Genomic DNA, 21503 nt, shown 5'->3' with positions numbered 1-21503 from the left:
CTGGGCTCACTGAAGGACGAACGCCAGGGCGATGCCGATGATGGCGAGAGCCTCGACCACGGCGAAGCCGATCCAGGCGGTGCCCATCATCGCGCCGCGAGCCTCAGGCTGACGGGCGGTGCCATTGATCACAGCGGCGAAGATCATTGCCACGCCGATGCCCGGGCCGAGGGTGGCCAGGCCGTAGCCGATCATGTTGATCGAGCCGCCGATTTCCATGGGGGTCATTGCGTTTCCTTTCGGATGGTTCTTCTTCTTGGTGAAGACTGGAGGGTTGGGGACGGGTGGTCTGTGGTGGTCGGGCTCAGTGCTCGTCGGCGGTGGCCGAGGCGACGTACTGGGCCGTCAGGACGGTGAACACGTAGGCCTGCAGCGCGCCGACCATGAGCTCGAGCGCGAAGATCGCGAACGAGAACACGAAGGAGACGCCGCCGGCAACCCGATGGACCGGGTTGTCGGCCTGGGTCAGCAGGTAGGACCCGCCGACGACGAAGACCAGGATGACGAGGTGGCCGGCGAACATGTTCGCGAAGAGTCGCAGCGCGAGAGTGATCGGGCGCACGATGAAGTTCGAGATGATCTCGAGCGGGATGATCAGCCAGAGCAGCCACCACGGCACGCCGGCCGGGATCGTCATGGCCTTGAGGTAGCCGAAGAAGCCCTTGCGGGCGATGCCGGCCGCGTTGTAGATGACGAAGGTCATGATGGCCACCGCGTACGCGTAGCCGATGTTCGAGAACGTCGGCAGCATGAACAGGAAGACCTGCCCGAACCAGTTGTTCACCAGGAGGAACGAGAACAGGGCGACGAGGTAGGGCGTGTAGCGGCGGAAGTCGTGGCCGAGGGCGTCGCGGGCGATGCCGTTGCGGACGAGGTCATAGACCTGCTCGGCGAGGAACTGGCCCTTGCCGGGGACGACCTTCAGCCGGCGCGAGGCGATGAGCCACAGCGTGATCACCAGCAGCGCGGCGATGATCGCCTGCACCAGGGGCTTGTTGAACCAGTCGAGGCCGGGGATGAATCCGCCGTCGAACTTGAAGTCCTCCACGCCGGGCGACTTGTAGCCCCCTTCGGAGCCACCACCCTCCATGGGGGTCAGCGGCAGGGTCGGAAAGCCCACCGTTCCTCCTCTCTGAGTGCCAGTCTCACTCGGACTGGCCGTAGCGCTTGATGATCAGGTAGATGGACCCCACCATGCCCAGGATCAACCCGAGCGGAAGCAGGAACTTCGTGTGCAGGAAGTGGTCTCCCAACCAGCCAAGCCCGCCGTAGAACAGGATTCCCGCGATGAGGTAGGACAGCACAGCCATGCCGTCGTTGTGACCGCCCGATCCCTGCTCCATGGCGGTTGGGACACTATCAGCACGCTTCGCTCCGGTCACTTCGGCGACCCCGCTTCGGGGGCGCCCTGATCGGGCTCGTCGAAGTTGGGGATGCGCAGGCGGCGGAACGCGTACGCCTCCGCCGCGAGCCACGCCACGACGGTCGCGATCGCGGTGGCCGCGACCGGGACGCCGAGGAGGCGGTTCTGCTCGCTGCCGAACGCGAAATAGAGGGCCAGGAGGCCGCCGAGCGCGGTGACGCGGACGATGTAGGACGCGACCGCGACGCGCATCAGCTCGTTGGCCGGGGCGTCGGCGTAGCGGACCTGGACGAGTTGGCCGACGGTGTAGAAGAAGATGACCATGCCGGCGGCGAGTGCTGCGCTGGCAGCGCCGCGCGCGCCATCGGAGACGAGGAAGACGCCGACGCAGGTGATCGCGGCGACGTGGGCGCCGGCGAGGCCGGCCACGAGAAGGCTCCGCGCCCGGACCGCCGCGACACTGGGTCTCGGGGCGCCATCGGCAGGCGTCGCCTGCTGGGGGGAACCGATCACGGTGGTCATGGTCTCGCTGTCTCAGGGGCGGTGAAGCCGGTGGGCACGCTTGTGAAACTTAGCACAAACTCTCCGGGATCTGCGCATCGTGAGGCCACACGGGGGCGTCAAGCGTGCTGGACATTTTGGAAAGCATGCTTGACATGTTGTCAAGCACGCTTTACGTTGGATCCATGACCACCCACACACCCCCGCTCGCCGCGGCCGCCGCCCCCACGAAGTCCGGGGCCGCCGTCGCCACCACCGTCGTCCTGATGGTCCTGCGCGTCGGCCTCCTCGGAGCAGCCGCCGCCACCTGCTTCGCCTTCGCCCGCGCGCTCGACCCGTCGTCCCCGGCCGACGCCGGCGGAATCTGGATGAATCTCGCCATCGTCGTCGTCGACGTCGTCTGTCTCGTGACCCTCGCCTCGGTGCTCGGGCGCGAGGGCTCCTCGGTGCGTCGCCTGCTCTCGAGCGACCGCCCCGGCCGCGACGCCCTGTGGGGCCTCGGCCTGTTCGTGCCGATCGCGATCGCCTTCTTCGCCGCCACGTTCGTGGGCAACCTCGTTGCCTACCGGGGGGCGCCGCCGGCCGCGGGAGCGATGCCGCACGTCCCGCTGGGCCTGGGACTCGTCTCGCTGATCGTCATGCCGGCGACCGTGGCCGTCGTCGAGGAGGCCCTCTATCGGGCGTACGCGCTCCCCCGGCTGGGCGCGTCGGTCGGCAAGGTCGGGGCCGTGGTGATCAGCGCCACCCTGTTCGGGCTCCAGCATGTGTTCTTCGCCATCGGCTCGCCGCAGGAGATGATCGCCCGCTTCGTCACCACGTTCCTCGCCGGCCTGGCGTTCGGCGCCCTGTGGTTCCGGATCGGCCGGGTGTGGCCGCTGATCGTGGCCCACTGGCTGCTCGACGTGCTGTTCCTCGGCGTACCGATGCTCATGCTCGCGATGGGCGCCTGACATGGCGACCCGCGCCGACCGGGCGTACCTGATGAGGTTCGGCGTGGCGATGGGGGCGTATGTGGTGCTCACTCCCCTTGTCGCGTTCCTCCTCCACCGCTTCCCCGAGACCCCCTGGCGCCTCGCCGCCGTGGCCCTGCTGGTGCCGCCGATGATCGGCGTGGCCTGGGCCGTGGCCCGGTTCGCGCGCGACGCCGACGAACTGCAGTCGCGCATCCTCACCGAGTCGCTGGCCATCGCCTTCGCGCTCGGCAGCCTGCTGTGTTTCACCTGGGGCTGGCTGGAGCTCGCCGGGGCACCCCGCATCCCGATCATGTTCGCGTTGCCCGTGTATTGCGCCTGCTGGCTCGCGGCGCACGTGTGGGTCCGGCGGAGGTACTGACATGCGCAACCGACTGCCGGAACTCCGCGCCGCTCGCGGCATGACCCAGGGCCAGTTGGCCGACGCCCTCGAGGTGAGCCGCCAGACGGTGAGCTCACTGGAGAAAGGGCGCTACGACCCGTCGCTGCCGCTGGCGTTCCGCATCGCGCGGCTGTTCGAACTGCCGATCGAGCAGGTGTTCAGCGACGAGGCCTGAAGGCCTCAGCCCCGCTCCGCCTCGTTCACGCGCGCCTCGGCGATCCGCTCACGCTGGCGGGTCACCTCGTCGGCCGGATCGGGCCGGTTCCCCGGGCCGATGGTGAACCATGTGAGGACCACCGCGAGCACGGCGAGGACGGCGCCCACCTCCCACCGCTGCAGCAGGCCCAGGGCCACGACGCCGAAGCTGATCAGGGCGGTCCAGACATACATGATCACGACGGCCCGGCGGTGGGAATGGCCCCGCTCCAGGAGGCGGTGGTGGAGGTGTTGCTTGTCGGCGACCCAGAACCACTTCCCGGCGATGGTGCGTCGCGCGTACGCCAGGACGAAGTCCAGGAACGGGAGCGCGAGGATCGCGAGCGGAAGAATGAGGGGCAGGTACGCGGCCACCGCCCCGCGCCCGTTCTCGGTGAGGGCGGCGGAGTCGAGCTGACCGGTCAACGTGATCGTCGACGTGGCCAGCAGCAGCCCGAGGAGCAGGGCGCCCGAGTCGCCCATGAACATGCGGGCCGGGAAGAAGTTGTGGGGAAGGAAGCCCAGGCACACCCCGGCGACGGCCACGGTGATGAGGCTGGCGGTGGTGGCGCGGTTGAGTTCCTGCTCGGCGACCAGCACATAGCAGTAGAGGAAGAACGCCAGCGCCCCGATCGCGACCACGCCGGCGGCCAACCCGTCGAGTCCGTCGACGTAGTTGACCGCATTGGAGCACAGCACGATGAAGAACACCGTGATCGCGATGGAGGCCGAGTCGTCCAGCGAGATGATCGAGTCGGGCAGCGGGATCCACAGCATCTTCACACCGTTGGCCACGACGAGACCGGCCGCCAACACCTGCCCGGCCATCTTCGCCACGGCGTTCAGCTCGAACAGGTCGTCGATCACGCCGACGAGGCAGATCACGACACCGGCGATGAGCACGGCCCTGAAGTCGTGTTGGATCAGCTGGTTGCGGCCCATGTTGGGCAGCCGCGTCGCCACGAGGAACGCAGCGGCGACGCCGGCGAGCATCGCGAGGCCGCCGAAGTAGGGGATCGGGATGGCGTGGACGTCGCGGTCGCGCACCTTCGCGACCGCCCCCGTGCGCAGCGCGATGCGGCGGCACAGCCCACTGACGAGGTAGGCCGTCGCCGCGGCGACGAGCAGCACGAGGGTGTATTCACGCATGGGTCGTCCGTGTCAGCGCGGAATGTCGGGGGTGGTGGGGTCGGTGACGGCCGTGGCACCCGGTGCGCGCGTCTCGGCGGCAGGTGTTTCCGCGGCAGGTGTTTCCGCGGTGGGCGGCACGTCATCGGGGTCCTTCGCCGCCTCGGCGTGGGACTGCTCGTCGTTCCACGAGCCGAGGCCGAGGGAGCCGGCGTACGTCTGTTCGGGCTCGGGCTCCGGCTCCGGGTCGGGCCCGTCGAGGTAGGGCACCAGCGCACGGAGCTCGTCGAGGCCAATGCGGCCGTCGCGCAGCACCTTGCCGTAGGTCGAGCGCGAGAAGTCGACGATGGTCGACGGCTCCGGCCCCGAGGTCGCTCCCCCGTCGAGGTAGACGGCCACGCGGTCGCCCAGTTGTTCGGCGGCATCGCCGGCCGACATCGCGGCCGGCTCGCCCGAGCGGTTCGCGCTCGAGACGGCCAGCGGTCCGGTGCGGCGCAGCAGCTCGCGCGCGCCGTCGTGGTCGGGCACGCGGACGGCGATGGTTCCGGCGGTGTCGCCGAGGTCCATGGACAGCGACGGCTGGGCCTTCAGGATCAGCGTGAGCGCACCGGGCCAGAACTGCTCGGCGAGCTTCTTGGCCGCGTCAGGGATGTCGGTGCCGAGCGCCATCATCACCGCGGGATCGGCGACCAGGACCGGCGGCGGCATGTCGCGGCCACGCCCCTTCGCGTCGAGCAGGCCCTGGACGGCGCCCGCATTGAAGGCGTCGGCGCCGATGCCATAGACGGTGTCGGTCGGCAACACGATGCAGCGTCCCGACGAGACGGCGTCGCGCGCGGCCTCGAGGCCTGCGTCGCGATCGTCGCCGGCGAGGTCGAAGGTCGCATACGCGGAAGCGGCCTCGTCCAGCACGTCGCTGGGTTCAGGGGTGTCGCTGGTCTCGTCGGGGGTCGAGTGGTCGGTCACGATGCCATCCTGCCACGCGGGTGATGATGTGCGGTCGGTTGCGGCTTCGACTCGCTTCGCTCGCTCAGCCAACGTTCGAGGGCCGCGTCAGCGGCGCACGGCCGTCACGAACCGCGGGCGGTCGTTCAGGTCGACATGGTCGCGGACCTGCGTCCACTCCCCCGCCTCGACGAACACCGCCGGCGCGCTCTCGCCCTGGACGTCGGCGTGCTCGGCGCACAGCAGGCCGCCGGGTCGCAGCAGGCGCGCCCCCGTGCGCGCCAGCGTACGCATGGCGTCGAGTCCGTCGTCGCCGGAGAACAACGCCATGGCGGGGTCGTGGAGGCGCACTTCCTCGGCCACCTGCTCGAACGCGTCGAGCGGGATGTAGGGCGGGTTGGCGATGACGAGGTCGACGGTGCCGTCGAGGTCGGGCAGGGCGTCCGCCATGTCGCCGATCGTCAGCGACACCCCGGTGCCGGTGAGGTTGCGGATCGCCCATTCCGCCGCGTCCTTCGACAACTCGACGGCGTGCAGGTCGACGTGGGGGACCTCGTCGACCAGGGCCAGCGAGATGGCGCAGGAACCGGCGCAGAGCTCGACCACCCGCGGGGTCTCGACGTCGAGTTCGCGCAGGCGGTCGATCGCCCACCCGGTCATCACCTCGGTCTCGGGCCGCGGCACGAAGACGCCCGGCCCGACGGCGACGCGGACGTTGCGGAACCAGGTCTCGCCGGTGATGTGTTGCAGCGGCAGGCCCGTGGCCCTGCGCTCGACCAGGGCGAAATAACGGGCCTGCTGGCCCGGCGTGAGCGGGTCGAGGAGCGGCAGGCGGCCCAGGTCGACGTCCATCGCGTGGGCCAGGAGGTGGCGTGCGTCGGCCTGGGGGCTCGGCAGGCCGGAGCCGTCGAGCGCGAAGGCGGCCTCGCGCAGCACCTCGCTGACGGGCATCGGCCGCGATTCGGCGAAGTCCCTCATCGGCTCTCCTCCCCCACCCGTGCGAGCCTCTCGGCGAGATCGGCCTCCTGCAGCGCGGTCATCAGGGCCGCGAGGTCACCCTCGAGGACGGCGTCGAGGTTGTAGGCCTTGAACCCGATGCGATGGTCGGCGAGCCGGTTCTCGGGGAAGTTGTAGGTGCGGATGCGCTCGGAGCGGTCGACCGTGCGGACCTGGGAGAGCCGCGCGTTGGACGCCTCGGCCGCCGCCGCCTCGTCGCGGGCGGCCACGAGACGCGCGCGCAGGACGCGCATGGCCTGGGCCTTGTTCTGCAGCTGGGAGCGCTCGTTCTGGCACGAGACGACGGTGCCGGTCGGCAGGTGGGTGATGCGGACGGCCGAGTCGGTGGTATTGACGCCCTGGCCTCCCTTGCCGGAGGACCGGAACACGTCGATGCGGAGATCGTTGTCGTCGATCTCGACCTCGTCGTCGGCGACGTCGGGCATGACCAGGACGCCGGCGGCCGAGGTGTGGATGCGGCCCTGGGTCTCGGTGACCGGGACCCGCTGGACGCGGTGGACACCGCCCTCGAACTTCAGCACGCCGTAGGGCATGGCCGCGGGATCGTCGACGCTCCCGGACTTCACGGCGACGGTGACCGACTTGAGCCCGCCGAGGTCGGTCTCCTGGCTGTCGATGACCTCGACCTTCCAGCCGCGGGACTCGGCATACCGGGTGTACATGCGGAGCAGGTCGCCGGCGAACAGGGCCGACTCCTCGCCGCCCTCGCCGGACTTGATCTCGAGCATGGCGTCGGAGGTGTCGTTGGGGTCGCGCGGCGCGAGCAGCCGGGTGAGGCGCTCGTCCACCACACCGAGGCGCTCGGTCAGGTCGTCGGCCTCCGCAGCGAAGCCCGCGTCCTCACCGGCCAGCTCAACCGCGGCCGCGAGGTCGTCGGTGAGCGTCGCGTGCTCCGCGAGCGCCTTCACGATGGGGGTGAGCTCGGCGTACCTCCGGCCGATGCGTCGCGCGAGCGCGGGATCGGCGTGGACATCCGCATCGGCCATGCGCCGCTCGAGGTCGGCGAACTCGGCGCGCAACGGCTCGGCTGAGGCGTACGGCGCCTCGGGGGTCTCGGGCATGGGGCTTCCTGGTCGGCGAGTGGGACGCAAAGACGCCGGGAACCCGTGGGTTCCCGGCGCCGGCGCAGCCTTACTTGGACTTCTTGGAGCCCGCGGGCTTCTGGCCGCCGAAGCGCTTCTCGAAGCGGGCGACGCGACCGCCCGTGTCGAGGATCTTCTGCTTGCCGGTGTAGAACGGGTGGCACTGCGAGCAGACCTCGGCACGCATGGTGCCGCTCGCCGCGGTGCTCTTGGTGGTGAACGTGTTGCCGCACGTGCAGGAGACGGACGTCTCGTGGTACGTGGGGTGGATGCCCTGCTGCATGGTGGTTTCTCCTTGATGAGTGCCGGGTCCCCTGCCCTCTCCCCCCGTGGGGAGGCGGCGTACGCGGGGTGAACCGGACCGACGGACCATTCTGCACCAACCGCGGGCGGGGACCAAATATTCCGGCCCCGCCCGGGACGGCGCTCAGCCGTCCTGGTTGGGCGTGGTCTTCGAGATCTGGAGCAGGAAGTCGGAGTTGTTCTGCGTCTTGCGCATCTGCTTGAGCAGCATCTCCAGACCCTGGAGTCCGTCGAGGCCCGAGATGACCCGGCGCAGCTTCCAGATGATCGCCAGCTCGGTCTTGCCGAGCAGCAGCTCCTCGCGACGCGTGCTGGACTGGTCGACGTCGATGGCCGGGAAGATGCGCTTGTCGGCGAACTCGCGGCGGAGGCGGAGCTCCATGTTGCCGGTGCCCTTGAACTCCTCGAAGATCACCTCGTCCATCTTCGAGCCGGTGTCGATCAGCGCGGTCGCGAGGATGGTGAGCGAACCGCCGTTCTCGATGTTGCGCGCCGCGCCGAAGAACTTCTTCGGCGGATAGAGCGCGGCCGAGTCGACGCCACCGGACAGGATGCGGCCCGACGCGGGCGCCGCGATGTTGTAGGCGCGGCCCAGGCGCGTGATGCCGTCGAGGAGGACGACGACGTCGTGGCCCAGCTCCACCAGTCGCTTGGCACGCTCGATCGCGAGCTCGGCCACCGTCGTGTGGTCGCTGGCGGGGCGGTCGAACGTCGAGGAGATGACCTCGCCCGAGACGGTGCGCTCGAAGTCGGTGACCTCCTCGGGGCGCTCGTCGACGAGGACGACCATCAGGTGGACCTCGGGGTTGTTCGCCGCGATGGCGTTGGCGATGCCCTGCATGATCATGGTCTTGCCGGCCTTGGGCGGCGAGACGATCAGGCCGCGCTGGCCCTTGCCGACCGGGGCGACCAGGTCGATGATGCGGCCCGTCATGTTGGTCGCGTCAGTCTCGAGGCGCAGGCGCTCCTGGGGATAGAGCGGCGTCAGCTTCGCGAAGTCGGGACGGCCCGGGGACTTCAGCGGGTCGTCGCCGTTGATCGAGTCGACGCGCGCGAGCGGGTTGAACTTCTCCTTGCGCTCCCCCTCGCGCGGCTGGCGGATCGCGCCGGCGACCACGTCGCCGCGGCGCAGGCCGAAGCGCTTCACCATGTTCATCGAGACGTACGCGTCGTTGTTGCCGGGCAGATAGCCCGACGTGCGGACGAACGCGTAGTTGTCCTTGATGTCGAGGATGCCGGAGATGGTCACCAGGACGTCGTCGTCGCTGATGGTGGGCTCGGCCTCGAGGCGATCCATGCCGGCGCCACCGCGGGTGCGGCGGTTCTGGCGGTCACGGTTGCGGCGACGGCGACCGCGGCGGCCGCCGCCGTCCTCGTCGTCGGGGCCGTTGTCCTGGGTGTTCTGGCTGTGGTTCTGCTGGCGGTTCTGGTTGTTCTGGCGGTCGTTGGTGCGGTCGCCGTTGGCGTTGCGATCGTTGCCGTTGCCGTTGCCGTTGCCGTTCTGGCGGTCGTTGCCGTTGCGATCGTTCTGGCGGTCGTTGCCGTTGCGATCGTTCTGGCGATCGTTGCCGTTGCGATCGTTCTGGCGATCGTTGCCGTTGCGATCGTTGTTCTGGCGATCGCTCTGGGCGTCGTCACCCCGGTCGCGGCGCGAACGGCGCGAACGGCCCTCACCCTCGGTCTCGGGCTGCTGGTCGACCCGCGGGCGCTCGGCCTCCAGTCGACGCGCGATCTCGGCGGCCGCATCGTCGGACGGGCCGTCGCCGTTGGCGCCCTCGCGACGGGCACGCGAGCGCTCGGCGCCGCGGTCGGGACGCTCGTCGCGAGCCACCGCGGCCGCCGGCTCGGCCGGGCCACGGTCGTTCTGGAGTGCACGGTCGTTCTGGGGTGCACGGTCGTTCTGGGGTGCACGGTCGTTCTGGGTGCCCGCCCCGGTCTCGGGCGCGCGCTCGGCGCGGACGGCCGGCGCCCCGCCACCGCTCTGAGCTGTCTTGATCGCGTCGACCAGCTGGCCCTTGCGCATCGCGCCCGTGCCCTTCAGGCCGAGCGAGGCCGCGAGCTGCTTGAGCTCGGGAAGGACCATCGCGTCCAGTCCGGTGCCCCTGCGGCGGCGGGCGGGAGCCGCGCCGTCCAGGGGCAGGGTGGTGGTCGCTTCGGTGGAGTCCGTCACGTGTGTCCTTTCAGGTCCAGCCGGATCGGCCCGTGTGGGCACGCTCGCCTGGGGAAGGTCAAGAGAAGAGGTTGCCCTCGAGCAGGTCATGACGTTGGTGAGTGAGATGTCGCGGGCGACCCGGTCGCACACCCGGTGAGGGCCTCTGAGCGGGGATCGTCCACCCCGACCTGCGGGGGGCGGAGGCGGCATGGCCGCGGCTCCTGAACAGCAAGGATAGCACCGCGAGCCCTGCACGCGGCAATCCGGCCCCGCGCGGCGCCGTCACGGGTGGAGCGCCGCACCCTCCCCCACCTCGAGGAGGCGACGACCGAACCCCTCGAACTCGCCGGTCGTTGCGAGGTCGGCGCGGCGGCCGAGCACGAGGACAGTGGGGCCCGCGCCCGAGACGAACGCCGCGAGGCCGGTCGCCCGAAGTTCGGCGATGAGGGCCTCCGACTGGGGCATCAACGGGGCCCGGTAGGGCTGGTGGAGGCGGTCGTGGGTCGCGTCCAGCAGCAGTTCCGGCGCCTCCGCGATGGCGTGGACCAGGAGGGCCGCCCTCCCGGCGTTCGCGACGGCGTCGGCGCGGGGCACGCTGTCGGGGAGGACGCCCCGGGCGGACTTCGTGGACACCGGACGGTTCGGGACGAACGCCAGAGCGGCGATCTCCGGGTGGACGCGTCCGCGGACCGCGCGTACACCTCCGTCGAGTTCGTCGCCCGCCGCGTACGCGACCACCAATCCCCCGTGGATGGCCGCCGCAACGTTGTCGGGATGGCCCTCGAGCCCGTCGGCGTGGCGCAACAGCCAGTCGAGGTCGGGGTCGGTGCCGGGGTGGACCAAGCCCCAAGCCGCCAGCAACCCCGCCACGGTGGCGGCCGCGGACGACCCGAGCCCGCGGCTGTGGGGGATGGTGTTGTGGGCCACGACGCGCACGCCCCCCGCCCGGCGCCCCAGGGCGGCCAGCCCCTCGTCGAGGCAGCGCACGAGCAGATGGGACCGATCGTGGGGCACGTGGTCGGCGCCCTCGCCGGTGACGTCGATCACCACGCCATCGGCCAGCACCTCGATCTCCACGTCGTCATACCACGCCAGCCCCAGTCCCAAGTGGTCGAAGCCGGGCCCGAGATTGGCCGACGTCGCCGGTACGCGAGCACGGACGACACGTCCGGGCTGGATGGGCTCGGCCTCATCGGGGCGATCTCGCGGAGCTGCGTCGTTCACCCGACCCCGATCGCGTCGGCGACCGCGGAGGCCTCGGGCGCGACGGTCTCGGTGTTGATCTCGATGCCGGACAGTGCGGTGTCGATGTCCTTGAGTCCGTTGCCCGTGACGGTGACGGTGATCAGCTGGCCCGGATCGACCTCGCCCGCCGCCTGCGCCTTGAAGAGCGCCGCGATGCCGGACGCCGAGGCCGGCTCCACGAAGATGCCTTCGCGCGACGCCAGCCAGCGCTGGGCAGCGAGGATCTCGTCGTCGGAGACCGCCATGAAGCGGCCTCCCGACTCGTCGCGCGCCGCGTTGGCGAGGTGGGCGGAGGCGGGGTTGCCGATGCGGATCGCCGTGGCGACCGTCTCGGGCTCGAGCACGGGGTGGCCCAGCACCAGCGGGGCGGCACCCTCGGCCTGGATCGCCCACATGCGAGGACGCCGGGTCGCCCGCGACGCCTCGGCGTATTGGGAGAAGCCGCGCCAGTAGGCCGGCATGTTTCCGGCGTTGCCGATCGGCATCACGTGGAGGTCGGGCGCATCGCCCAGCGCGTCGATGATCTCGAACGCCGCGGTCTTCTGACCCTCGAGCCGGTGGGGGTTGACCGAGTTCACCAGGGCGATCGGGTGGGACTCGGACAGTTTGCGGGCGACGGTGAGGCACTGGTCGAAGTTGCCCTCGACCTGGACGATCTTTGCGCCGTAGACGATGGCCTGGGCCAGCTTTCCGCGGGCAATCTTGCCGGTGGGCAGCAGGACGATGGGCTTCATGCCGGCGCGCACCGCATAGGCCGCCGCGGACGCCGACGTGTTGCCCGTCGAGGCGCAGACGACGGCCTCGGCGCCCTCGGCCGCGGCCTTCGACACCGCCATCGTCATGCCGCGGTCCTTGAACGAGCCCGTGGGGTTGGCGCCCTCGACCTTGACCCAGACCTCGCAGTCGAGCTCGGCCGACAGCACCGGGGCCTGGACCAGCGGGGTGGACCCCTCGCCGAGGCTGACCACCGGGTCGCCGTCGTCGATCGGAAGCCACGCGCGGTAGCGCTCGATCAGGCCCTGTTGGGTGGCACGGAAATCACTCATCACTCGCCCTCGACTCTCATCACCGAAACCACGTCGTCCACCTCGGCCAGGCCGCGGAGGGCCTCCACCGTCGCGCTCAGGTCGCCGTCGCGCGCCTCATGGGTCACGACCACCAGGCGCGCGCCCGTGCGGTCGCTGCGGGAGGTCGTCTCCTGGCGCAGGGTCCGCACCGAGACCCCGTGTTCGGCGAAGCAGCGGGCGATCGTGGCCAACACGCCGGGCTGGTCGGCCACCTCCAACGCGATGAAATAGCGCGTCAGCACCTCGGAGACCGGCACGACCTCGCGGGCCGCGTAGGTCGACTCGCCCGGACCGGCGGCCCCGCGCACGCGGTTGCGGGCCACGGTGACGAGGTCACCCATGATCGCGCTCGCCGTCGGGGCACCGCCCGCGCCGGGGCCGTAGAACATCAGCCGGCCCGCGTTGCGGGACTCGACGAACACGGCGTTGTAAGCGCCGCCCACACTTGCCAGCGGATGGGTCAGCGGGATCATCGCCGGGTGGACGCGGGCCGACACGGTCTGGCCGCCCCCCTCCGCCCCCTCGTTCAGCTCGCAGATGGCCAGGAGCTTGACCACGCAGCCCATGGCGGTCGCGGCCGCGATGTCGGACCGGGTGATCTCGGTGATGCCCTCGCGATGGACGTCCTCGGCCCGGACGCGGCTGTGGAAGGCCAGCCCGGCCAGGATCGCGGCCTTGGCGGCCGCGTCGAAGCCCTCCACGTCGGCCGTCGGGTCGGCCTCGGCGTAGCCCAGCGCCTGGGCCTCGGCGAGCACGTCGTCGAAGCCGGACCCCTCGGTGTGCATCTTGTCGAGGATGAAGTTGGTCGTTCCGTTGACGATGCCCATCACGGCGGTGATCTCGTCGCCGACCAACGACTCGCGGAGCGGCCGGATGATCGGGATGGCGCCGGCGACGGCCGCCTCGAAATAGAGGTCGACGCCGGCGGCCTCGGCGGCCGCGAAGAGCGTGGCGCCGTCCTCGGCCAGCAGGGCCTTGTTGGCCGTCACGACCGACGCACCGTGGTCCAGCGCCCGAAGGATGAGGCCGCGGGCCGGCTCGATGCCGCCGATGACCTCGACCACGAGGTCGACGTCCTCGCGGGCCGCGAGCGCGTCGGCGTCGGTGGTCAGCAGGTCGGGGTCGATGCCGGGCCGGTCCACTCCGAGTCGGCGCACCGCGATGCCGGCGAGCTCGAGGCGTCGCCCCACGCGGGCCTCGAGGTCATCGGCCTGGTCGATCAGGAGCCGGGCCACGGCGGACCCGACGACGCCGCAACCCAGCAGGGCCACCTTCAGCGTGCTCGACATTCAGTTCTCCTCAGGCTTCGTCGGGTAGCCCGCATCGAGCGACAGCAGGTCACTCATCGTCTCCCTGCGGATGAGCGTAGTCACCTCGCCGTCACGGACCGAGACCACCGGGGGACGCAGCGCATGGTTGTAGTTGCTCGCCATCGCGCGGCTGTAGGCCCCCGCGGCGGGCACGGCGACGAGGTCTCCCGGGCCGATGTCGGCGGGGAGGAACTCGTCGCGCACCAGGATGTCGCCCGACTCGCAGTGCTTGCCCACCACGCGTGAGAGCGCCGGGACCGCCGTCGATCGCCGCGAGGCCAGCGTCGCCGAGTATTCGGCGCCATACAGCGCGGGTCGGATGTTGTCGCTCATGCCACCGTCGACCGACACGTAGGCCCGGGCACCTCCCCCGTCGAGCTCGACCGACTTCACCGTGCCCACCGTGTAGAGCGCGAAGGCGGGGGTCCCCGAGATGGCCCGGCCGGGCTCGATCGACAGGCGGGGCTGCGCGATGTCGAGCCCGCGGCATTCGCGGGCGACGATCGCGCGGAGGGATTCGGCCAGCTTCATGGGCGGCACGGGCCGGTCGACCGAGGTGTAGGCGATGCCGAACCCGCCCCCCAGGTCGAGCTCCGGCATCGTCGCACCGGTCGCAGCGGTGAAGGCGTGGTGGAGTTCGAGGGTGCGGCGCACGGCGACCTCGAAGCCCGCCGTCTCGAAGATCTGGGACCCGATGTGGCTGTGGATGCCGCGCAGGTCGAGGTGGGGGGCGTCGTGACAGTTGCGCAGCGCCTCGAGGGCGTGCCCGCCCGTGATCGACAGCCCGAACTTCTGGTCCTCGTGGGCGGTCGAGATGTATTCGTGGGTGTGGGCCTCGACGCCCGCGGTCACGCGCACCATCACCCCGACCGTGCGGCCGTGGGCGGCGGCGATCTTCTCGAGGCGCTCGATCTCGGTGAACGAGTCGACGATCACGCGACCGATGCCGGCGGTGACCGCCAGCTCGAGCTCCTCGGCGGACTTGTTGTTGCCGTGCAGGCCGATGTGGGCGGGGTCGGCTCCCCCGGCCAGGGCCACCATGAGCTCGCCCAGCGAGCAGGTGTCGACTCCCAGTCCCTCTTCGGTCACCCACCGCACCGTCGTGGTGCACAGGAACGACTTGCCGGCGTAGTAGACGTCCCACCCCTCGAAGGCCTCGGCGAAGGCCCGGGCGCGGGCACGGAAGTCGGCCTCGTCGACGACATAGGCCGGTGTGCCGACCTGCTCGGCGATCTCGGTGACGCTCAACCCTCCGACGGCGAGGGCTCCGTCGTCGCCCCGGGTGACCCCCACCGGCCAGAGCTGCGGGAGCAGCGCGTTGACATCGGCCGGGATGTTGAGCCACTTGGGGCCCGGGGTCACGGCGTCGGCATGGATCGAGCCGGCCACGTGCATGTGCGTCATGGACGAAACCCTGCCAGACACCGCCGACAGAACCGAGCCGAGCCCACGTGGTGGGCCGTCCCTGGCGGTCCGACGGCTCAGGACGTCGCGGTGACCTCGACGCGGTCGCGGACCGACGCCAGGCGTACGCCGGTGGGATCGGCGACGGGCGCCCCGTCGACGACCACGCGTACGCCGCCGCACGCCGCACCCACGCAGCGCCCGTCGAACCGCACGCCCCACAGGGTGAAGAAGTCGCGGAGGGTGACGCGGTCGACCCCCTGGCCCTCGAGCCAGACCGTGCCGGACGTGTCGTGGGTGTGGACCGGAGCCTGGACGGCGCGGATGCGGTCGACCCCGATATGGGCCGGGACCTCCACCGAGGCCCCGTCGACCGTGACGGCCAGCCGCAGGATCCGCTGGTTCTCGGTGGCGTCGAGCGGGACGTGGGGCAGGCCCGCGAGGTCGATGTGGGACACGGCGTCCCGAGGCGGACGCCAGGGCGGCGGCGTGTCCGCGATCACCGCAGGCGCGGGCTGGGCCCGGGCGACGCAGCCGGTGGTCGCCAGCGCCGCGCACATGGCCACGGCGAACGCCGTCACGCCCTGATGGTCCCGTCGCCTCCGCACCCGAGCACCCTAGCGCCGCCCTCCGCGGGTCGGTGCGACACGTCGGGACGGTTTTGCTGGTACGCTCTCCCTCGGTCGTCACGCGGCCGACGGCCCCCGTAGCTCAGGGGATAGAGCACCGCCCTCCGGAGGCGGGAGCGCAGGTTCGAATCCTGCCGGGGGCGCCCTCGGGCCGCACACGTGGCCACAAGATCTGACCGCACCGTGATCGATCCGAAGGCTTCCGTGTCCACCATCCTCAACTCCGGCCCGCAGCGGCGCACACCCAGCGGGCTGACGGTCCTCGGCGTGATGGTCGCGACCCGATTCCTCACCGCCGTCCTGTGGCGCCTCCGTGAATGGGAGATGGGCGACACCCCGTACTACTTCACCAAGGTCGGCGAGCTGGCGGCCAAGGGGCTCCCCCACACGCTGCTGGAGTACCCCATCCCTGTCGCCTGGCTCCTCCAGGTGCCGACCTGGGCCGGGACCACGGTGATGGCCTACCTGGGTGGCTTCGTCATGCTGATGATGGCGTTCGACCTCGCCTTCTGCGCCCTGCTGTGGGCGCGCGGCGGACGCCATCGCGCGGCCGCCGTCATCGTCTGGTCGGTCTTCCTCACCGCGTTGGGCCCCCTCATGTGGCTGCGGTTCGACCTCGTCCCCGCGGTCGCCGTGGGCGCCGCGGCGATCTTCGCGACGACCCGCCCGTCGTTGGCGGGCGCCCTGCTCGCGGTCGGGGCGGCGGTGAAGCTGTGGCCGGGCACGCTGCTGGCCTTCCTCCTGCAGCGCCGCACCCGGCTCCCGGCTGTCGGCGGGTTCATCGCCACCGGCGGGGCGATCCTCATCGCGTGCCTGGCGCTCGGAGGCCGTGAACGGCTCCTCAGTCCCCTCGACTGGCAGGGCGGGCGCGGCCTGCAGGTCGAATCGGTGTGGGCCACGCCGCTGATGCTGGCCCGGGCCGGCGACCAGCAGACGTGGTCGATCGCCTTCTCCCGCTGGCAGGCGTTCGAGGTGTTCGGTCCCGGCGTACCGTTCTGGCTGGCGATGGCCACGGTCTCGACCGTGCTCGGCATGTTGGCCTGCCTCGCCCTGACCTGGCGGGTGGTCACCGCCCCGCGCCCCGACGGGCCGGCCATCGCGGCCGCGATGCTCGCCGCCGTCGCGATCATCATCGTGACCAACAAGACGCTCAGCCCGCAATACATCGGATGGCTGGGCGCCCCGGTCGCCGCCCTCATCGCGCGGGTGGGCGTACGCGGCCCCGCACGCCACTCCGTCTCCCCCGCCACCGCCCGTTGGTGGGCCGCCGAGATCATCCTGGTGGCGGCGCTGTCTCAGCTCATCTTTCCCTTCTTCTACGACTCCCTGATCTTCCCCAGCGCGCCCGAGGACACCAACCGGTGGGTGGCGGCCGGCCTCCTCACCGCCCGCAACGTGCTGCTCGTCTGGCTCACCGTGGACACCTTCCGCGGGGCCTGGGTGGCTCTGGGCGCCCGGCCGGCCCAGACTCGCGTGCAGCAGAGCGCGGCCAGCGCCGCGTCCGCCCCGGAGCCTCCCGCGGCCCCGGCCGACCCCGACGATTCTGGCCGCCGCAGCGCGTCGTCCCGGTAGCCCCCCGCACGCGTGTGGCGAGCCCCGCGTGTCGAACGGACCAGTGCCGCAGTGGTATGCAGAGTTGGGTAGGATCAGGCGAGGCAGCGTCGCTGCTGCCACAGGCTTGCAGACACGAACCGGAAGAAGGCGATTGTGGCCCCCGCGCCCGACCAAGACCAGTCAGACTTCGGCGCCAACGATTGGCTCCTCGACGAGATGTTCGACCGCTACCAGCAGGACCCGTCCTCGGTGGACGACAGCTGGAAGGCGTACTTCGAGGAGAACGGCATGACGGGCGCCAGGCCCGCGACGAAGCAGGCCGACGCCAAGGCGTCGCAGCAGACCAAGGCGGCACCGAAGGCCGACGCGGCGAAGGCGGCGCCGAAGGCCGCGGCGGCGAAGCCCGCGTCGACGCCGACCGCATCGGAGAAGAAGGCGGAGCCGACGTCGGAGACCAGGGCCGAGAAGCCCGAGAAGCCCGCCAACGCGCCGAAGGCCACCGTCGAGCAGCCCAACGAGGTCAAGGACCTCCGCCCGGTGAAGCCCGGCAACCCCGGCGGCCTCCCCGCCGACCCGCCCAACCCGACGGTCCGCGACGCCGCCGACAAGGGTGAGCCGACCAAGAGCGTGATGCGTGGGGCTCCCATGCGCACCGCCAAGAACATGGACCTGTCGCTGTCGATCCCGACCGCGACCTCGGTGCGCTCGGTCCCGATGAAGCTCGTCATCGACCAGCGCGTCGTCATCAACAACCACCTCAAGCGCGCTCGCGGCGGCAAGGTGTCGTTCACCCACCTCATCGGCTATGCGATGGTGCGGGCGCTCGACGCCGTGCCCGCGATGAACAACGCGTACGAGGTCATCGACGGCAAGCCCAACCTCGTCGTCCCCAACTCGGTCGGCTTCGGCCTCGCGATCGACCTGCCGGGCAAGGACGGCACCCGTTCGCTGGTGGTCCCCTCCATCAAGAACGCGGAGGACCTCGACTTCGCCCAGTTCTGGGCCGCGTACGAGGCGCTGGTGAAGAAGGCGCGCGACGGCAAGCTCGAGGTCTCCGACTTCCAGGGCACGACCATCACGCTGACCAACCCGGGCGGCATCGGCACGAACCACTCGATCCCGCGCCTCATGGCCGGCCAGGGCTGCATCATCGGCATCGGCAACATCGACTATCCGCCGGAGTTCCAGGGCGCCGACCCCGAGCGCCTGAACGACATGGGCGTGTCGAAGATGATGACGTTCACCTCGACCTATGACCACCGCGTCATCCAGGGCGCGGTGTCGGGCGAGTTCCTGAAGGTCATCCACGAGCTCCTGCTCTCCGACGGCTTCTGGGACGACATCTTCCGGGCGCTGCGCATCCCCTACGAGCCCATCCGGTGGGCCACCGACTCGTCGGTCTCCCACGAGGCCCAGGTCGGCAAGCAGGCACGCGTCCACGAGCTGATCAACGCCTATCGCACGTCGGGCCACTTCATGGCCGACACCGACCCGCTGGAATACGTCCAGCGCAAGCACCCCGACCTGGACGTCCAGACCTACGGCCTGTCGCTGTGGGACCTCGACCGCCAGTTCGCCACGGGTTCGTTCGGCGGCCCGGCGCCCTTCATGCGGCTGCGCGACATCCTGGGCCTGCTGCGCGAGTCCTACTGCCGCCAGGTCGGCATCGAATACATGCACATCCCCGACCCGGTGCAGCGCCAATGGATCCAGGACCGCGTCGAGGTCGGCGCCCCCAAGCTCCCGCGCGACGAGCAGCTCCGCGTGCTCGACAAGCTCAACGAGGCCGAGATCTTCGAGACGTTCCTGCAGACGAAGTTCGTCGGCCAGAAGCGCTTCTCGCTCGAGGGGTCCGAGGCCACGATCGTGCTGCTCGACGAGATCTGCGAGTCCGCCGCCAACTCGGGTCTCGAGGAGGTCTGCATCGGCATGCCGCACCGCGGCCGCCTCAACGTGCTCGCGAACATCGTCGGCAAGTCGTACGCCCAGATCTTCAAGGAGTTCGAGGGCAACGTGGACCCGCGTACGGTCCAGGGCTCGGGCGACGTGAAATACCACCTCGGCGCCGAGGGCGAGTTCACCGCGCTGTCCGGCAACACGATCAAGACGTCGGTCGCCGCGAACCCGTCCCACCTCGAGGCCGTCAACCCGGTGCTCGAGGGCATCACGCGTGCCAAGCAGGACCTGCTGAACCGGGCGACCGAGTTCCCGGTCATGCCGGTGCTCATGCACGGCGACGCCGCGTTCTCGGGCCAGGGCGTGGTCTTCGAGACCATGCAGATGTCGCAGCTGCGGGGCTATCGCACCGGCGGCACCATCCACGTGGTCGTCAACAACCAGGTCGGCTTCACCACCTCGCCCACGGCCTCGCGCTCGTCGGTCTACTGCACCGACGTCGCCAAGTCGATCGGCGCACCGGTGTTCCACGTGAACGGTGACGACCCGGAGGCCTGCGTACGCGTGGCCAGGCTGGCGTTCGAGTTCCGCCAGGCGTTCAACAAGGACGTCGTCATCGACGTCGTGTCGTATCGCCGCCGCGGCCACAACGAGGGCGACGACCCGAGCTTCACCCAGCCGCTGATGTATGAGCTGATCGAGCGCAAGCGCTCGACCCGCAAGCTCTACACCGAGGCGCTCATCGGTCGCGGCGACATCACGGTCGAGGACGCCGAGGCCGCGATGGACCGCTTCCAGAAGCGCCTCGAGGAGGTGTTCCGCGAGGTCCGCGACGATTCCGGCGCCGACGAGGAATACCACCGCACGGCGAAATATCCGAAGAAGCACGGGCGCGACGAGCCGACCTCGATCAGCGCCGACATGCTGCAGACGATCGCGGACGCCCACGTCAACGTCCCCGACGGGTTCACCGTCCACAACAAGGTGCTGCCGCAGCTGCAGCGCCGCGCCAAGGCGATCGTGGAGGGCCCGATCGACTGGGCCACCGCCGAGATCCTCGCGTTCGGCTCCCTGCTGCTCGAGGGGCGACCCGTGCGCCTCACCGGCCAGGACTCGCGCCGCGGCACGTTCACCCAGCGGTTCGCCGCCATGGTCGACCGCCACACCGGCGAGTCGTGGGTGCCGCTGCGCAACATGGCGAAGGGCCAGGAGAAGTTCCAGGTCTTCGACTCGCTGCTGAGCGAGTACGCGGTCATGGGCTTCGAGTACGGCTATTCGGTGGCCCGCCCCGAGGCGCTCGTGCTGTGGGAGGCCCAGTTCGGTGACTTCGCCAACGGCGCGCAGACCATCGCCGACGAGTTCATCAGTTCCGGCCAGGCCAAGTGGACGCAGAAGTCCGGCATCGTGCTGCTGCTCCCCCACGGCTATGAGGGCCAGGGCCCCGACCACTCGTCGGCCCGCATCGAGCGCTGGCTGCAGCTGTGCGCCGAGGACGCCCTGGCCGTGTGCCAGCCGTCGACCCCGGCGTCGCACTTCCACCTGCTGCGGACCCATGCGTACGTCAACTGGCATCGGCCGCTGGTCATCGCGACCCCGAAGTCGATGCTGCGCAACAAGCGCGCCGTATCGACACCGGAGGACTTCACGAACGGCAAGTGGGAGCCGCTGATCGACGACGCGACCATCACGGACAAGTCGAAGGTCAAGCAGATCATCTTCTGCTCCGGCAAGGTGCGCTGGGACCTCGTCAACGCCCGCGAGAAGAACGGCCAGGAGGGTGAGGTCGCGATCTTCGCGTTCGAGCGCCTCTATCCCCTCCCCACCAAGGAGCTCGCGGCGGCGCTCGAGGGCTACGACCACGTCACCGACATCCGCTGGGTGCAGGACGAGCCCGAGAACCAGGGCGCGTGGATGTTCATGTCCTACAACCTGCCGGGCGCGCTGCAGCACTTCCTGCCCAAGCGCGAACTGGTCATGGAGCCGATCACCCGCAAGCCGTCGTCGGCGCCGTCGGTGGGCCTGCACAAGGTGCACGAGGTCGAGCAGAAGGACCTCATCGCCCGCGCGCTGGCCCCCAAGGAGGCGTGAGTGTATTTCACGGACCGCGGGATCGAGGAGCTCGAGAAGCGCCGCGGCGAGGAGGAGGTCACCTTCGCGTGGCTCGCCGACCAGCTGCGGACCTTCACCGACCTCAACCCCGAGTTCGAGACACCGGTCGAGCGACTCGCGACCTGGTTGGCGAGGCTGGACGACGAGGACGACTGAGGTCCTGACACGCGTACGCCCCCGTCGGTCTTCGGACCGGCGGGGGCGTCGCCGTTGCGGGGCCGGCGCGGTCCGGCGTACCGCGAGAAATCGC

The 21503-nt window shown here is 70.3% G+C and carries 21 protein-coding genes and 1 tRNA gene; 7 read left to right on the top strand and 15 right to left on the bottom strand.

What is annotated here, in order from left to right; all coding sequences use genetic code 11:
* Positions 1 to 6: 6 nt before the first annotated feature.
* The 4 genes from ACYVAG_RS07060 to ACYVAG_RS07045 form a co-directional block, all read right to left on the bottom strand.
* Positions 7 to 228, bottom strand: a complete 222-nt coding sequence (locus ACYVAG_RS07060) for a F0F1 ATP synthase subunit C (RefSeq protein WP_460768300.1) — start codon at positions 226 to 228, stop codon at positions 7 to 9.
* Positions 229 to 304: 76 nt separating this feature from the next.
* The gene (gene atpB / locus ACYVAG_RS07055; RefSeq protein WP_460768645.1) at positions 305 to 1090 is read right to left on the bottom strand and encodes a F0F1 ATP synthase subunit A; all 786 of its coding nucleotides are present in this window, start codon (positions 1088 to 1090) and stop codon (positions 305 to 307) included.
* Between the two features lie 55 nt (positions 1091 to 1145).
* On the bottom strand, positions 1146 to 1343 hold the full coding sequence (locus ACYVAG_RS07050; protein ID WP_460768298.1) for a hypothetical protein: 198 nt from the start codon (positions 1341 to 1343) through the stop codon (positions 1146 to 1148).
* Positions 1344 to 1378: 35 nt separating this feature from the next.
* Positions 1379 to 1885, bottom strand: coding sequence for a hypothetical protein (locus ACYVAG_RS07045; RefSeq protein WP_460768296.1), 507 nt, complete (start codon positions 1883 to 1885; stop codon positions 1379 to 1381).
* Between the two features lie 164 nt (positions 1886 to 2049).
* Between ACYVAG_RS07045 and ACYVAG_RS07040 the strand changes: the two genes are divergently transcribed.
* Genes ACYVAG_RS07040 through ACYVAG_RS07030 form a run of 3 tightly spaced genes read left to right on the top strand, consistent with a single transcriptional unit; the run spans position 2050 to position 3392 of the window.
* Positions 2050 to 2814: a CPBP family intramembrane glutamic endopeptidase gene (locus ACYVAG_RS07040; RefSeq protein ID WP_460768294.1), complete on the top strand. Its 765-nt coding sequence runs from the start codon at positions 2050 to 2052 to the stop codon at positions 2812 to 2814.
* Between the two features lies 1 nt (position 2815).
* Positions 2816 to 3196 (top strand): hypothetical protein, encoded by a 381-nt coding sequence (locus tag ACYVAG_RS07035; RefSeq protein ID WP_460768292.1) that lies wholly within the window; start codon positions 2816 to 2818, stop codon positions 3194 to 3196.
* Position 3197: 1 nt separating this feature from the next.
* Positions 3198 to 3392, top strand: coding sequence for a helix-turn-helix transcriptional regulator (locus ACYVAG_RS07030; RefSeq protein WP_460768290.1), 195 nt, complete (start codon positions 3198 to 3200; stop codon positions 3390 to 3392).
* 5 nt (positions 3393 to 3397) lie between these two features.
* Here ACYVAG_RS07030 and ACYVAG_RS07025 read toward each other — a convergent pair whose 3' ends face one another.
* From ACYVAG_RS07025 to ACYVAG_RS06975, 11 genes are all read right to left on the bottom strand, one after another.
* Positions 3398 to 4561, bottom strand: a complete 1164-nt coding sequence (locus tag ACYVAG_RS07025; RefSeq protein WP_460768288.1) for a glycosyltransferase family 4 protein — start codon at positions 4559 to 4561, stop codon at positions 3398 to 3400.
* A 12-nt stretch (positions 4562 to 4573) separates the two neighbouring features.
* Positions 4574 to 5506, bottom strand: coding sequence for an L-threonylcarbamoyladenylate synthase (locus ACYVAG_RS07020; RefSeq protein ID WP_460768286.1), 933 nt, complete (start codon positions 5504 to 5506; stop codon positions 4574 to 4576).
* Positions 5507 to 5593: 87 nt separating this feature from the next.
* Positions 5594 to 6463 carry a peptide chain release factor N(5)-glutamine methyltransferase gene (gene prmC, locus ACYVAG_RS07015; RefSeq protein WP_460768285.1) on the bottom strand — a complete coding sequence of 290 codons (870 nt, stop codon included), beginning with the start codon at positions 6461 to 6463 and terminating at the stop codon, positions 5594 to 5596.
* The gene (gene prfA, locus ACYVAG_RS07010; protein WP_460768284.1) at positions 6460 to 7563 is read right to left on the bottom strand and encodes a peptide chain release factor 1; all 1104 of its coding nucleotides are present in this window, start codon (positions 7561 to 7563) and stop codon (positions 6460 to 6462) included. Before prfA ends, prmC begins: the two co-directional genes overlap by 4 nt.
* A 70-nt stretch (positions 7564 to 7633) precedes the next feature.
* Complete coding sequence (rpmE, locus tag ACYVAG_RS07005) at positions 7634 to 7867, bottom strand: 50S ribosomal protein L31 (protein WP_460768282.1); 234 nt, start codon at positions 7865 to 7867, stop codon at positions 7634 to 7636.
* A 144-nt stretch (positions 7868 to 8011) separates the two neighbouring features.
* Complete coding sequence (rho, locus tag ACYVAG_RS07000; protein ID WP_460768280.1) at positions 8012 to 10057, bottom strand: transcription termination factor Rho; 2046 nt, start codon at positions 10055 to 10057, stop codon at positions 8012 to 8014.
* 264 nt (positions 10058 to 10321) lie between these two features.
* A complete protein-coding gene (gene thrB / locus ACYVAG_RS06995; protein ID WP_460768643.1) occupies positions 10322 to 11218 on the bottom strand; it encodes a homoserine kinase in 897 nt (298 codons plus the stop codon).
* A gap of 41 nt (positions 11219 to 11259) precedes the next feature.
* A complete protein-coding gene (thrC, locus tag ACYVAG_RS06990) occupies positions 11260 to 12330 on the bottom strand; it encodes a threonine synthase (protein WP_460768279.1) in 1071 nt (356 codons plus the stop codon).
* Positions 12330 to 13640 carry a homoserine dehydrogenase gene (locus tag ACYVAG_RS06985; RefSeq protein ID WP_460768277.1) on the bottom strand — a complete coding sequence of 437 codons (1311 nt, stop codon included), beginning with the start codon at positions 13638 to 13640 and terminating at the stop codon, positions 12330 to 12332. The genes thrC and ACYVAG_RS06985 overlap by 1 nt, the downstream gene beginning before the upstream one ends.
* The gene (gene lysA, locus ACYVAG_RS06980; protein ID WP_460768276.1) at positions 13641 to 15065 is read right to left on the bottom strand and encodes a diaminopimelate decarboxylase; all 1425 of its coding nucleotides are present in this window, start codon (positions 15063 to 15065) and stop codon (positions 13641 to 13643) included. It abuts the gene before it with no gap.
* A gap of 77 nt (positions 15066 to 15142) precedes the next feature.
* On the bottom strand, positions 15143 to 15646 hold the full coding sequence (locus tag ACYVAG_RS06975) for a hypothetical protein (protein ID WP_460768274.1): 504 nt from the start codon (positions 15644 to 15646) through the stop codon (positions 15143 to 15145).
* Positions 15647 to 15765: 119 nt separating this feature from the next.
* On the opposite strand from ACYVAG_RS06975, the gene ACYVAG_RS06970 reads away from it, so the two are divergent.
* The 4 genes from ACYVAG_RS06970 (at position 15766) to ACYVAG_RS06955 (ending at position 21409) form a co-directional block, all read left to right on the top strand.
* A tRNA-Arg gene (locus ACYVAG_RS06970) sits at positions 15766 to 15837 on the top strand.
* A 61-nt stretch (positions 15838 to 15898) separates the two neighbouring features.
* On the top strand, positions 15899 to 17266 hold the full coding sequence (locus ACYVAG_RS06965; protein WP_460768272.1) for a hypothetical protein: 1368 nt from the start codon (positions 15899 to 15901) through the stop codon (positions 17264 to 17266).
* Positions 17267 to 17401: 135 nt separating this feature from the next.
* Positions 17402 to 21232, top strand: a complete 3831-nt coding sequence (locus ACYVAG_RS06960; protein ID WP_460768271.1) for a multifunctional oxoglutarate decarboxylase/oxoglutarate dehydrogenase thiamine pyrophosphate-binding subunit/dihydrolipoyllysine-residue succinyltransferase subunit — start codon at positions 17402 to 17404, stop codon at positions 21230 to 21232.
* The gene (locus ACYVAG_RS06955; protein WP_460768270.1) at positions 21233 to 21409 is read left to right on the top strand and encodes a DUF6104 family protein; all 177 of its coding nucleotides are present in this window, start codon (positions 21233 to 21235) and stop codon (positions 21407 to 21409) included.
* Positions 21410 to 21503: the final 94 nt, after the last annotated feature.

The sequence above is a fragment of the Mariniluteicoccus flavus genome, from assembly GCF_054776655.1.
This window is presented reverse-complemented; position numbering and strand designations above follow the sequence as displayed.